The following is a 12,855-nucleotide window of genomic DNA, read 5'->3' on the forward strand; positions in this document are numbered from 1 at the left end:
TTCGGTGGCGGCAAATAAGGTATGCCAGCGCCCGCTTCAAAACCGGTGGGAGGGAGATTGCTCGCGATCACGGCAATGCATCCGACACATTTGCAGCGCCTGAACAATTTATCGCGAGCAAGCTCCCTCCCACAAATTCATGGCATTGCTAAATAGACCGATTCGCCGCAAATCTGTAGCTGACGAGCAGCGCGAGGCTCCTGCAAGGGTTTCGCGTTAGGTCGGCGAGTGAGGCTGCTATTCTGCGCCCATGACCCTATTCCCCAGCCTCACCGACCTGCCCCGCCACCTGCGCCACCCCCAGGTGCGCGACCTGGCGTGGGCGATTCTGTCCCCACCAATGCTCAGCAAAACGTCCGCGCCCCAGCGTCATCCTCTGTCCGCCAGCGGCTGGGTGGAAGATCCGCAATCGCTGGCCGACTTTCTCCTCGCACTCGATAACAGCCCCGACGCCCTGACCGAGTGGCTGGCCAACCCCGTGCAGCGCCGCCTCGGTAGGTATTACGAGCAGCTATGGGTGTTCGCTGTCGAGCATGCGCCGGGCGTGGAGATGATCGCCGCCAATCTGCCGATTCGCATCGACGGGCATACGCTGGGAGAACTGGACATGCTGCTGCGCGACCGTGATGGCGTTCATCACGTCGAGCTGGCGATCAAGTTCTATCTGGGTCCACAACAGGGCGATGGCAACGATCCGGCACAGTGGCTGGGCGCCGACAGCCAGGACCGGCTGGACCTGAAGCTGGCGCATTTGAGTCAGCATCAACTGCCGATGTCTTCCCGCCCCGAAACCCGCGAAGCGCTGACCGCACTGGGTATCGAAAATCTCAGCGCTGAACTGTGGCTAGGCGGTTATCTGCTGTACCCGTGGCCCAGCCACGCCCAATCGCCCGCTGGCGTGCACCCGGACCACTTGCGCGGCGTGTGGGTGCATCAGCGGGATTGGCCAGCCTTCGTCGCGCAATGTTCAGAGGGCCACTGGCAACCGGTGCCCCGTCAGGCCTGGCTGGCACCGGCGCGTTACGACGAGGCCTGGAGCGCCGCACAACTGCGCCAGTGGTTCGATGAGCTTGAACCCATCGCCGCCGTTCAACTGCTGGTGCGCCTGACGCAAATAACCGACGGCACATGGCAGGAAGCCGAGCGGCTGTTTCTGATGCCTGATCTTTGGCCCGGAGCGCCCGACGCTACCAGCCCAGCCGCAGCACCAACGCCGCCAGTGTGACCAACAACACCGGCACGGTCAGCACAATGCCGACGCGGAAGTAATAACCCCAACCAATCGTCACGCCTTTCTTCGCCAGCACATGCAGCCACAACAAGGTCGCGAGGCTGCCAATCGGGGTGATTTTCGGCCCCAGATCGCTGCCGATGACGTTGGCGTAAATCATCGCCTCTTTAACCGGGCCGACTGCATGGCTGGCATCGATGGACAGCAGCCCGATCAGTACCGTCGGCAAGTTGTTCATCACCGACGACAGCAACGCGGTCAACACGCCGGTGCCCATGGCCGCGCCCCACAACCCGTAGTCGGCGAAGCGATCCAGCAGCGTCGCCAGCCACGTGGTCAGGCCTTCATTGCGCAGGCCATAGACCACCAGGTACATGCCCAGCGAGAAAATCACGATCTGCCACGGCGCTTCCTTCATGACTTTGACCGTGTGGATCTTGTGCCCCTTGGCGGCGATACCCAGCAAAATGGCTGCGCAGACCGCCGAAATCGCACTGATCGGAATCCCCAGCGGCTCCAGCGCAAAACAACCCACCAGCAAAATCAACAGCACCCACCAGCCCGCGATGAAGGTCGCGCGGTCTTTGATCGCAGTGGCCGGATCATCCAGTTGCGAAGCGTCGAAGGTCTTGGGGATGTCCCGGCGGAAGAACAACAGCAACACTGCAAGCGTTGCCGCGACGCTGACAACGTTCACCGGCACCATCACCGAGGCGTAGCGATTAAAGCCGATGCCGAAGTAGTCGGCCGAGACAATGTTCACCAGGTTCGAGACCACCAGCGGCAGGCTCGCGGTATCGGCGATAAATCCGGCGGCCATGACAAAGGCCAGCGTAGTCGCCGGGGAAAAACGCAGCGCCAGCAGCATCGACATCACGATGGGCGTGAGAATCAGCGCGGCGCCATCATTGGCGAACAGCGCCGAAACCAGCGCGCCCAGCAGCACGATGAAAGCGAACAATCGTCGCCCGTGCCCTTTGCCCCAGCGCGCCACGTGCAGCGCGGCCCAAGCGAAAAAACCCGCCTCGTCCAGCAGCAGGCTGATGATGATCAGCGCAATGAACGTTCCTGTGGCGTTCCAGATGATGTGCCACACCTGAGGGATATCAGACAGATGCACCACGCCCGACAGCAACGCCAGCACGGCGCCAAGCGTCGCGCTCCAGCCGACGCCGAGCCCTTTGGGTTGCCAGATGACCAGGGTGATGGTGAACAGGAAAATCAGCGCGGCGATGAGCATCAGCGTTTGGTTCTCGGCAGCAGGATCGCAAGGATGCCCAGCAACGGCAGGAATGAGCAGAGCGTGTAGACATAAACGATGCCGTGAAGGTCCGCGAGATGACCTAAAAATGCCGCGGCGATCCCGCCGAAGCCGAACATCAGGCCGAAGAAGATGCCAGCGACCATGCCCACATTGCCCGGTACCAATTCCTGCGCGTAAACGACGATGGCCGAGAAGGCTGACGCCAATATGAAGCCGATGATCACGCTGAGTACGCTGGTCCAGAACAAGTCAGCGTACGGCAGCGCCAGGGTGAACGGCGCAACGCCGAGGATCGAGAACCAGATCACCGCCTTACGGCCGATCTTGTCGCCAATCGGCCCGCCAAAGAACGTCCCCGCCGCCACCGCTGCCAGGAACATGAACAGATGCAACTGCGAACTGCCCACCGACACGTCGAATTTTTCGATCAGGAAGAAAGTGAAGTAGCTGGTGAAGCTGGCCATGTAGAAGTATTTGGAGAACACCAGCAACGCCAGGACCACCAAGGCTGCGGTGACTTGCCTTTTCGACAGGCCATGGGTGGCAACGCCGCCGCGCTTGAGTTTGAAAAGGCTCAAGTGGGTTTTGTACCAACGACTGATGGCGTACAAGAGGCCGACCGAGAACAGCGCGACCAAGGCAAACCAGGCGATATTGCCTTGGCCGAACGGGATGATGATCGCCGCTGCCAACAATGGACCAAACGCCTGACCGGTGTTGCCGCCAACCTGAAATGTCGATTGCGCCAGACCAAAACGCCCGCCGGAGGCCAGGCGCGCGATGCGTGAGGCCTCGGGGTGAAAGGTCGAGGAACCGACGCCAATCAGCCCTGCGGCCAGCAGGATCAGCGGGAAGCTGCCAACGCTGGCCAACAGCAAAACTCCGGCGAGAATGCACAGCGAGCCGATTGGCAAAACCAGCGGATTGGGATGGCGATCGGTGTAATAACCGACCCAGGGTTGTAGCAGCGACGCGGTGATCTGGAACGTCAGGGTGATCAGGCCGACCTGAGTGAAGCTCAGGTCATAGTTGGCTTTGAGCATTGGGTAAATCGACGGCAAGATCGCCTGGATCAGATCGTTGAGCAAATGCGCCAGCGCCACTGCGCCGATGATGCGCATGACCAGCGGGCTGGATTGGGGAACGGCGGTGGGAGAAACCGGGGTCGAAGGCGTACTGCTGACGGCCATGAAGGGCATCCATCAAACGTGAGTGATGAGCGCCATCGAATTGATTGCAAAGTATGTCGTCGGCGCGGGCGGCGCCAATGTGCCATTTTTTAGGGCGTTGATGCCATGTTTTGTTGCGACATTACAGCGACGAAGATCCCTGTAGGAGCGCGCTTGCCCGCGATTGAGGTCTGTCTGTGACATTTTTTGTGTCTGACACACCGCAATCGCGGGCAAGCGCGCTCCTACAACGGTTTTGTATCAGGCAACAGACCCCACCGCCCTGCGCGACGTCAACGACCCTTCAACCTCATGCAACGACACCTTCGACGTCTCCGGCAACGCCAAACCACCGGCCAGCGCGAGCAAGGCAATCACGATCAGGTAAAAAGCGGGCGACAGGTTGCTGCCGGTTGTGCTGATCAGCCAGGTCGCCATCAACGGCGCGGTGCCGCCAAAAATGGTGTACGCCATGTTGTAGGTGATCGCCGAAGCGGTATAGCGGGTGCGGGTGGGGAAGGTTTCCGAGAGTAATGCCGCCGTCACCACACCGCACAACACCGCCCCCACCGCCAGCAACATCACACCGATGATCGAGGCGAAGAATGACCCGGAACTGGCCATAAGGAATGACGGATACACCACCCCGATCAGCAAGACGCAGGTAGTGATTACCGTCATCCGTCGCCCTACCCGATCGGAGAACGCGCCGGCCAACGGGCAGATCGCTGCCGCGAACACCAGTGCGATCAGGGAAATCAGCAACGACGTCGCGCGATTCAGTCCGCCAGCGACTTGCAGGTACGTCGCAAAGTAGGTGGTGAACATATAGAACGACAGCGCCGTAAGGGAGACGAACGCCCCGAGGCAGCAAATCGCCGCACCGTGATTGCGCAGGGTTTCCTTGAGCGGTGAGTGGGCCACGGCGTGTTCTTGGGTAACCGCCTGGAACGCGGGGGTTTCATCCAGTTTCCAGCGCAGATACAACCCGACCAGCCCCAATGGCGCGGCAATCAGAAACGGCAAGCGCCAGCCCCAGCTGCCCATCGCTTCAGCGGATAACGAAGACTCAAGACCGTAGGCGATCATCGCCGCCGCCGCAAACGCGGAAAACGTCGACACTGGCACGAAGCTCCCGTACCAGGCGCGTTGAGTGCGCGGCGCATGCTCCATCAGATAGGCGCAGGCTCCGGCGTATTCGCCGCCGGCCGAGAAGCCTTGGGCACAGCGGATGAGGGTCAGCAGGATCGGCGCCATCACGCCAATCGCGGCGTAAGTGGGCAGCAGGCCAATGATCGTGGTCGCCCCGGCCATCAGCAAAATGGTGAACGCCAGGGTGCGCTTGCGACCGATGCGATCGCCGAGCATGCCAAAGAAGATCCCGCCCAATGGCCGAAAAGCGAACGCCACGGCAAACACGGCGAAGGTCTTGAGCAACGCGGCGCTGGCGTTCCCGCTGGGGAAGAATTGTTGAGCGATGGTGGTGGCGAGAAAGCCGTAGACGGCGAAGTCGAACCATTCGACGAAATTGCCGATAGCCGCCGCAACGATGACTTTTCTCAAAGTGGCAGGATCGACCTGCTCGATGGCTGCAGTAGTCATGAAAACCTCGGCGCATGGGAAAGTACGATTATCGAGACCGAGGCGTAAACGGTTCACTCCAGAAGTGCCGCTGACGTGCTCAGAACCGACGTATCAATCCATGGGGGCCGCAGGATTCGTGCCAGAGGTGCGCGCGCCCCCTGTAGGAGCGAATTCATTCGCGAGACGTTGGTGCAGCCTGCGAGGATTCATCGACTGATCGGCCGCCTCGCGAATTAATTCGCTCCTACAGGGAGAACGAGCGCTTACCTTGCAAACCTCCGGTATGCACAAAGATCAGCTGTGTGCCTTGGGCAAATCGTCCTGCAATCACCTCGTCATGCAGCGCTAGCAGCGCTTTGCCGGTGTACAGCGGTTCCAGAGGAATGCCGGTCTGTCGTTCACAGGTATCGATGAAGGCCAGCAGATGTGCATCGGTCTTGGCAAAGCCGCCGCGACTGGCGTCCGACAGATGAAAGCCCTGTAGGAGCGCGCTTGCCCGCGATGCCTTTCTGTCTGCAGCATCGTCGTCGCCTGACACACCGCCTTCGCGGGCAAGCGCGCTCCTACACTGGCAGTGAACAATCGCCGCCACATTCTCAGGCACACCATGCCCGAGCGGCACCGCCATGGCGCCATACACCGGTCGGGCGCCGGACTCTGCCAAGAGCAAACCTGCCAACGTCGTCCCCGTACCCGCCGCCAGCCACCAAGCGTGATAATCGTCCCATCCCAAACTTGGCAACTGATCTTGGACCTGACGCACGATCTCGGCACAACCCAATGCCCCGTCCAGCCCGCCGCCGCCTTCGGGTACCGGATACAGATGGGGATAACGCTCGCGCCACGGCAACCAGAAACCCGCCTCATGCCGAGCTCGATATCCGGCGTAACCCAACCAATGTAGCTGCATGCCGAAAGCCTGCAAATCCTCAATAGTCGGGGTTTGCTGCGGATGCCCGCGCAACAGGCCAACAGTGGGAAAGCCAAAGCGCTTGCCCGCGGCCGCCAGCGCATGAAGATGATTGGAGTGCGCGCCGCCCAGGCTGATCAATCCCTCGGCGCCTGCCTGTTGAGCAGCTTTGAAATAGTGGGTGAGCTTGAACCACTTGTTGCCGGTGATCAGCGGGTCGATGAGGTCCAGCCGCAGGATCGCAACCTTGATCTGCGCATCGGTCAGCCAAGGAAGATCGAGGTTTTGCAGCGGCGCGGATGGGAGGACGTGGTCGGTGGGGAGCATGTTTTTGATCGGGAACGAAGAAGGCCGGAGTTTAGCATTGGGAGTGCATAAGGCCTTCGCGGGCAAGCCTCGCTCCAACAGGATTTCCGGCGTTTCGCGATCTTGCGCCCGACACCATCCTGTAGGAGCGCGCTTGCCCGCGATAACAGTCTGCCTGTGACGTCTCCGTCTACTGACACACCGCCATCGCGGGCAAGCGCGCTCCTACAACGGAGGCGGCTGACTACAACTGCGCCGCCAACCGCGAGCCCTGGTTGATCGCGCGCTTGGCGTCCAGCTCTGCCGCCACGTCGGCACCGCCAATCAGGTGCACGCTTTGGCCTGCGTCTTTCAAGCCATCGTACAGCTCGCGCAGCGGGTCCTGTCCGGCACAGATGACTACGTTATCTACCGCCAGCAGTTTCTCTTCGCCGTCCCCGATGCGGATGTGCAAACCGGCATCGTCGATCTTCACGTACTCCACACTGTTCAGCATCTGTACCTGCTTGTTCTTCAAGCCCGTGCGGTGAATCCAGCCGGTGGTCTTGCCCAATCCATCGCCGACTTTCGAGGCCTTGCGCTGCAACAGAAACACCTGACGCGCCGGTGCGTGAGGATGCGGTTTGATGCCTGCCACGCCGCCGCGTGCTTCCAAAGCCTCATCAATGCCCCACTCATCCCAGAACGCCGCGCGGTCCAGGCTGGTCGACACGCCCTGATGCACCAGGAATTCCGAGACGTCAAAACCGATGCCGCCCGCGCCGATCACCGCCACGCTTTTGCCCACCGGCTTGCGCCCCAGAATCACATCCAGATAGCTCAGGACCTTGGCATTGTCGATCCCGGGAATCGCCGGAGTGCGCGGCGCGACACCAGTCGCCAAGATGATTTCGTCGTATCCGCCAGCCTGCAAATCTTCCGCAGACACCCGCGTATTCAAGCGCAGATCGACGCCGGTGGTTTGCAGCTTGCGCCCGAAGTAGCGCAGGGTTTCGTAGAACTCTTCCTTGCCTGGCACGCGCTTGGCGATGTTGAACTGACCACCGATTTCGCTGGCCGAATCGAACAAAGTCACCTGATGCCCACGCTCGGCGGCAACAGTTGCTGCCGCAAGCCCCGCAGGCCCGGCACCCACTACGGCAATTTTCTTAACCTGCAGAACCTGCAAATAGTTGAGTTCAGTTTCGTGACAGGCTCGGGGGTTGACCAGGCAACTGGTGAGCTTGCCGCCGAAGGTGTGATCCAGACACGCCTGATTGCAGCCGATGCAGGTGTTGATCTCATCGCCACGCCCGGCCGCGGCCTTGTTGACGAACTCAGGATCGGCCAAAAACGGCCGCGCCATCGACACCATGTCAGCGTGGCCTTCGCTGAGAATCTGCTCGGCGACTTCCGGGGTGTTGATGCGGTTGGTGGTGATCAGCGGAATCGACACAGAGCCACGCATCTTCGCCGTGACTTTGGCGAATGCAGCACGCGGGACCTTGGTGGCGATGGTTGGAATACGCGCTTCGTGCCAGCCGATGCCGGTGTTGATCAGCGTCGCGCCGGCCTTTTCGATAGCCTGCGCCAGTTGCACCGCTTCTTCCCAGGTGCTGCCGCCTTCGATCAGGTCGAGCATCGACAGGCGATAAATGATGATGAAGTTCGGACCCACGGCTTCGCGGACCCGGCGCACGATTTCAACCGGCAGGCGCATACGGTTTTCGTAGTTTCCGCCCCAACGGTCGGTACGGTGATTGGTGTGAGCGGCGAGAAACTGGTTGATGAAATAGCCTTCCGAACCCATGACCTCGACGCCATCGTATTCGGCGGTCTGGGCCAGCAAAGAGCAGGTGACAAAATCCTGAATCTGCTTCTCGATGCCTTCTTCGTCCAGCTCACGGGGTTTGAACGGGTTGATCGGCGCCTGAATAGCGCTCGGTGCCACCTGCTTGGGGCTGTAGGCGTAACGCCCGGCATGGAGGATCTGCATACAAATCTTGCCGCCCGCTTCGTGTACGGCTTTGGTGACGATGCGATGGTTGTCCGCTTCTTCGGTCGTCGTGAGCTTGGCCGCACCGGAATACACGCCGCCTTCGACATTCGGCGCGATACCGCCAGTCACCATCAGGCCCACGCCACCCCGCGCACGTTCGGCAAAGTAAGCCGCCATGCGCTCGAAACCACCCGGCTTTTCTTCAAGACCCGTGTGCATCGAGCCCATCAACGCGCGATTGCGCAAGGTCGTGAAGCCCAGATCAAGCGGGGCCATCAAGTGCGGGTAGTGGGCGGCGGTCATCACAAACTCCATCAAGCATCATCACGGGGTGCGGGCGCTCTACAGGCACTCGTCAAATTATGCTGCGACTTCTACTGACTGACAGTAGCTCGCGGGTCATGGCGCAAACAGTAAACAGCGTCCAGCCCATGCTCAATGACCGAAAGTGACAACTTATTGATCCAAATGCGCAGCGAGGCTTGGCAAGTCCACGATGGCGCCCTACCCTTGTCGGCACTTCTCATTCGATGGCAGCGTTCACTTCTGCATGCGCAAATTTATTGGCTTATCCACCGCGTTACTGCTGGTGATCGTTTTCGTCAGCTACGGCCTGTGGACCGGCAAGCGTCATGCCGGTCATTACCTCACTGACTTGCGCATTCAACTGGTGATCAACGACGGTGAGCCGGGTGATCGCGGCAATCTGCTAGGGATCGAGCCTGAGCTGTTCCCCTCTGATTACCAGAGCCTGAAGCGCCTGCACCGCAAGTTCGCCGCCTACCTGCAACAAGCGCGTGAACGTGGCCTGATCAACGATAAAACTGTGGTTGTGCTGCCCGAGCATGTTGGTACCTGGCTGTTCGGGGTGGACGAAAAATCCCAGTTCTATCAGTCGACCACCATCGAGGAGGCCTTGAACTGGCTGGCGGTGAGCAATCCGGTTGAATTCGTTACCGCCATGCTCCACGCCAAAGGCGAAAACCGCCTGGACGACGCGCGCTTTCGCATGAAAGCCGCGAGCATGGCCCGGGATTACCAGACCGTGTTCGGCGGCTTGGCCAAGGAGTTCGGCGTAACCCTGGTGGCGGGCTCGATCGTGCTGCCGGGCCCGTCAGTAGAAAACGGCCAACTGCAAATCGGCAACGGCGCGCTGTACAACAGCAGCGTGGTGTTTGGTCGCGACGGCCTGCCGATAGGGCAACCGCAGCGCCAGCTGTTTCCGACTTGGTTTCAACGGGGCTACATCCGCTCCGGCAAAGATGCTCCGCTGAACGTGATCGATACCCCGGCCGGACGCCTCGGCACCTTGATCGGCAGTGACAGCTGGCACCCGCGCAATTACACGCGCCTGAACGAACAGGGTGTCGAGCTGATCGCCGTGCCCGCGTTCGTCGTGGGCCACGGCGCATGGTCGCAGCCGTGGCGTGCAGAAAATCTGTCGGACGATGCGGATGCTGACGCTGCGCCACTCACTGAAGGCCAGGCCTGGCAAACCCTGACGCTGGCGCCAATCAATGCCAAGCAAGCTGGCATCAGCGTCTTCATGAGAGGTCAGTTCTGGGATCAGGGCAGCGCCGGTCACAGCTTCGCCAACCGTAGCGGTCGCAACATTGCCGAGCAGTCCGCCAATGCAGTCGCCAAAGGCGTGAAGCCGGGCCACGGCGCGCAATTGATCAATCTGTGGTTATGACCGAATCTCGGGTGCGCCTCGGTGATTTGTCGGTGGGTTTCGTTCACAGCCTGGCGGATGCGGTGCGCAGTTTCGGACAGGACCCGACGCCGCTGCTTGAACAATATGGCCTGGACACCGCCCGTCTGGGGGAAGCCGGCGCAAGGCTGTCGATCCCCCGCTACATGCGCCTGGGGCATTCGGCGATTCAACTGACCAGTGAGCCCGCGCTGGGCTTGCGCATGGGCCAGTTGAGCCGCATCAGTCAGGCCGGGCTCGCTGGCGTCACCGCCGCTCAAGCGCCTACGGTGCGAGAAGCAGCGCGTACCTTGATTCGCTTCGAAGCGCTGTATGGCTCCAACTATCGCGGGCAGTCGAGCATGCATGAGGATGCCGATGGCGCATGGCTGCGCTTCTATTCGATCAGCCCCTATAACGATTACAACCGCTTCGTGGTGGATTCGATTCTCAGCAGTTGGCTGCAGCAATTGTCGACCGTGGCGGGTACAGCGTTGCGGGCGGAAAAAATCGACATCGAGTTTGAAGCGCCGGTCTATTCGTCTGACTACGCATCGTTGAGCGAGCAGCCGGTCAGTTTTGGCGCAGGTCTCAATCAGTTGCGCTTGAGCCAGCACAGTCTGGGCCTGCGTAATCCTGATCATTGCCCGAGCACTTGGCGTCATTTGTTGCTGCTGTGTGAGCGCGAACTGGAACAGCTCACGCGCACCCGCAGTCTGCGCGAGCGCATCACCGGGTTGCTGGGGCCGTTATTGAATGGTGGGCGTGAACCCGATCTGGAAGAAGTGGCCGCGCGGTTGAAGCTGCCAACCTGGACCTTGCGCCGCAAACTGGCCGATGAAGGGACACAATTTCGCGCCATTCTCAATGATACGCGCCGGGATCTGGCAATGACCTACATCCGCGACACCGAACTGGCGTTCGGCGAGATCGCATACCTGTTGGGTTTTGCGTCTGCCGAAGCCTTTCAACGCGCCTTCAAACGCTGGAACGGTCAAACCCCAGGGGAGTTTCGCCGCAGCCAGCGTCGTCATGGGTAATGCGCTTTGCTACAACGGGGGCCTACAACTCAGTTGCGTCGTCAGCTGGTTCCACAGGGTCCAGTTCGTACGCTTTGTATTCCAGTATCTCTTCTTGATAGTCGTCCATAACGCATGCCCTCGTGGCGGTTTCTTCATTTCGGTTGTGTTTTTACTGACAGATTCATCGACGCTTTCAACGCCGTCATTACAGACCACGAGCATCACTCTAGAGTGCCATGATGACGAAAAAATGAAGGCGAGCCGCAGTCCTGTAGGAGCGAATTTATTCGCGATTCGGTGTTGCAGGCGATAGATAAGTGTCTGGCAGGTCAAGCGCTCGCGAATGAATTCGCTCCTACAGAGAATGATGTTTGCACTTGACGCCGCAGACTGGCGGGCATTACCTTCAAGCCATGAACGTAACCAAGCATTTCGTCAGCCGCATAATTATTACCGCCATTCCAGTCATGGCGGGTTAGCCGACGTTTGCACCCAACCCGCCCTAGAGGCGGGTTTTTACTTTCTGTCTCCCGGGCCAAAAATTCTCGAACCAGGAGCCAGACATGCACATCATTCGCCCTTCCCTCGCCGCCCCTTGCCTGAACCTGATCATCCCGGACCTGTTGACGAGGCCCACGCGATGAACCAGATGCTGGATAACGCCTTGAGCAAAAGCGATTTGCTCAATCACTACGTCAAGAAAATCCTCACCTCCCGCGTCTACGATGTCGCCGTGGAAACCCCGCTGCACGGCGCGCGGCAGTTGTCCGAGCGGCTGGGCAATCAGGTCTTGCTCAAGCGCGAGGATCTGCAACCGGTGTTCTCGTTCAAGATCCGCGGGGCCTACAACAAGCTGGCGCAACTGAGCTCGGAAGAGTTGGCACGCGGCGTGGTCACGGCGTCCGCTGGCAATCACGCTCAAGGCCTGGCGCTGGCGGCCAAGACGCTGGGCGTGAAAGCCACCATCGTCATGCCCAAGACCACGCCGGAGATCAAGGTCGAAGGCGTGCGCTCCCGGGGCGGCATTGTCGTGCTGCACGGCGACTCTTTTCCGGAGGCACTGGCGTATTCCCTGAAGCTGGTTGAGGAAAAAGGCTACGTCTACGTTCACCCGTATGACGACCCCGACACCATCGCCGGGCAAGGCACGGTGGCGATGGAAATCCTGCGTCAGCATCCGGGGCGGTTGGACGCGATCTTTGTGCCGGTGGGCGGCGGCGGTTTGATCGCGGGCATCGCGGCGTACGTGAAATACCTGCGTCCGGACATCAAAGTCATCGGCGTCGAGCCGGACGATTCCAACTGCCTGCAACAGGCCATGGCCTACGGCGAGCGCGTGGTGTTGCAGCAAGTCGGGCTGTTCGCTGACGGCGTGGCGGTGGCGCAGATCGGCAAGCACACCTTCGACATCTGCCAGCATTACGTTGACGAGGTGATCACGGTCAGCACCGATGAGATCTGCGCGGCGATAAAGGACATTTACGACGACACCCGCTCGATCACCGAACCTGCCGGTGCCTTGGGCGTGGCGGGAATCAAGAAGTACACCGAGCAATACGGCGTGACTGGGCAGACTTTCGTGGCCATCGATTCCGGCGCCAACGTCAATTTCGACCGCCTGCGCCATGTGGCCGAGCGCGCCGAACTGGGCGAAGGCCGCGAGGCGATCATCGCCGTGACCATTCCGGAAAAACCGGGCAG

9 protein-coding genes are annotated in these 12,855 nt (G+C 60.3%); 4 read left to right on the top strand and 5 right to left on the bottom strand.

Features of this window, described 5'->3' with window-relative positions; genetic code table 11:
- The first annotated feature begins 250 nt into the window (after positions 1–250).
- Positions 251–1,225, top strand: coding sequence for a DUF1853 family protein (locus tag ACWKV9_RS11295; protein WP_483836194.1), 975 nt, complete (start codon positions 251–253; stop codon positions 1,223–1,225).
- Here ACWKV9_RS11295 and ACWKV9_RS11300 read toward each other — a convergent pair.
- From ACWKV9_RS11300 to ACWKV9_RS11320, 5 genes are all read right to left on the bottom strand, one after another.
- Entirely contained in the window at positions 1,188–2,471 is a 1,284-nt protein-coding gene (locus tag ACWKV9_RS11300; RefSeq protein WP_483836195.1) for an arsenic transporter, read from the bottom strand. The two genes, ACWKV9_RS11295 and ACWKV9_RS11300, sit on opposite strands and share 38 nt — an antisense overlap.
- Positions 2,471–3,685, bottom strand: coding sequence for an MFS transporter (locus ACWKV9_RS11305; protein WP_483836196.1), 1,215 nt, complete (start codon positions 3,683–3,685; stop codon positions 2,471–2,473). Before ACWKV9_RS11305 ends, ACWKV9_RS11300 begins: the two co-directional genes overlap by 1 nt.
- A gap of 240 nt (positions 3,686–3,925) precedes the next feature.
- Complete coding sequence (locus tag ACWKV9_RS11310) at positions 3,926–5,266, bottom strand: MFS transporter (RefSeq protein ID WP_483836197.1); 1,341 nt, start codon at positions 5,264–5,266, stop codon at positions 3,926–3,928.
- Positions 5,267–5,492: 226 nt separating this feature from the next.
- Positions 5,493–6,485 (bottom strand): 1-aminocyclopropane-1-carboxylate deaminase/D-cysteine desulfhydrase, encoded by a 993-nt coding sequence (locus tag ACWKV9_RS11315; RefSeq protein ID WP_483836198.1) that lies wholly within the window; start codon positions 6,483–6,485, stop codon positions 5,493–5,495.
- A 223-nt stretch (positions 6,486–6,708) separates the two neighbouring features.
- Positions 6,709–8,745 (bottom strand): oxidoreductase, encoded by a 2,037-nt coding sequence (locus ACWKV9_RS11320; protein WP_483836199.1) that lies wholly within the window; start codon positions 8,743–8,745, stop codon positions 6,709–6,711.
- A gap of 247 nt (positions 8,746–8,992) precedes the next feature.
- Here ACWKV9_RS11320 and ACWKV9_RS11325 point away from each other — a divergent pair, with 247 nt between their 5' ends.
- The 3 genes from ACWKV9_RS11325 to ilvA form a co-directional block, all read left to right on the top strand.
- Positions 8,993–10,135, top strand: a complete 1,143-nt coding sequence (locus tag ACWKV9_RS11325) for a nitrilase-related carbon-nitrogen hydrolase (RefSeq protein ID WP_483836200.1) — start codon at positions 8,993–8,995, stop codon at positions 10,133–10,135.
- Entirely contained in the window at positions 10,132–11,172 is a 1,041-nt protein-coding gene (locus ACWKV9_RS11330; protein WP_483836201.1) for an AraC family transcriptional regulator, read from the top strand. Before ACWKV9_RS11325 ends, ACWKV9_RS11330 begins: the two co-directional genes overlap by 4 nt.
- 661 nt (positions 11,173–11,833) lie before the next feature.
- Positions 11,834–12,855 (top strand): threonine ammonia-lyase, biosynthetic (gene ilvA / locus ACWKV9_RS11335; RefSeq protein WP_483836210.1); only part of this gene is annotated, 1,022 nt, incomplete at its 3' end.

The sequence above is a fragment of the Pseudomonas corni genome (assembly GCF_057128765.1).

What these genes read in the sequence shown, in the direction of transcription:
- ACWKV9_RS11320 (WP_483836199.1), bottom strand. Translation starts at nt 8,745, where the DNA reads ATGACCGCCGCCCACTACCCGCACTTGATGGCCCCGCTTGATCTGGGC.
- ACWKV9_RS11300 (WP_483836195.1), bottom strand. Translation starts at nt 2,471, where the DNA reads ATGCTCATCGCCGCGCTGATTTTCCTGTTCACCATCACCCTGGTCATC.
- ACWKV9_RS11305 (WP_483836196.1), bottom strand. Translation starts at nt 3,685, where the DNA reads ATGGCCGTCAGCAGTACGCCTTCGACCCCGGTTTCTCCCACCGCCGTT.
- ACWKV9_RS11315 (WP_483836198.1), bottom strand. Translation starts at nt 6,485, where the DNA reads ATGCTCCCCACCGACCACGTCCTCCCATCCGCGCCGCTGCAAAACCTC.
- ACWKV9_RS11330 (WP_483836201.1), top strand. Translation starts at nt 10,132, where the DNA reads ATGACCGAATCTCGGGTGCGCCTCGGTGATTTGTCGGTGGGTTTCGTT.
- ACWKV9_RS11310 (WP_483836197.1), bottom strand. Translation starts at nt 5,266, where the DNA reads ATGACTACTGCAGCCATCGAGCAGGTCGATCCTGCCACTTTGAGAAAA.
- ACWKV9_RS11325 (WP_483836200.1), top strand. Translation starts at nt 8,993, where the DNA reads ATGCGCAAATTTATTGGCTTATCCACCGCGTTACTGCTGGTGATCGTT.
- ACWKV9_RS11295 (WP_483836194.1), top strand. Translation starts at nt 251, where the DNA reads ATGACCCTATTCCCCAGCCTCACCGACCTGCCCCGCCACCTGCGCCAC.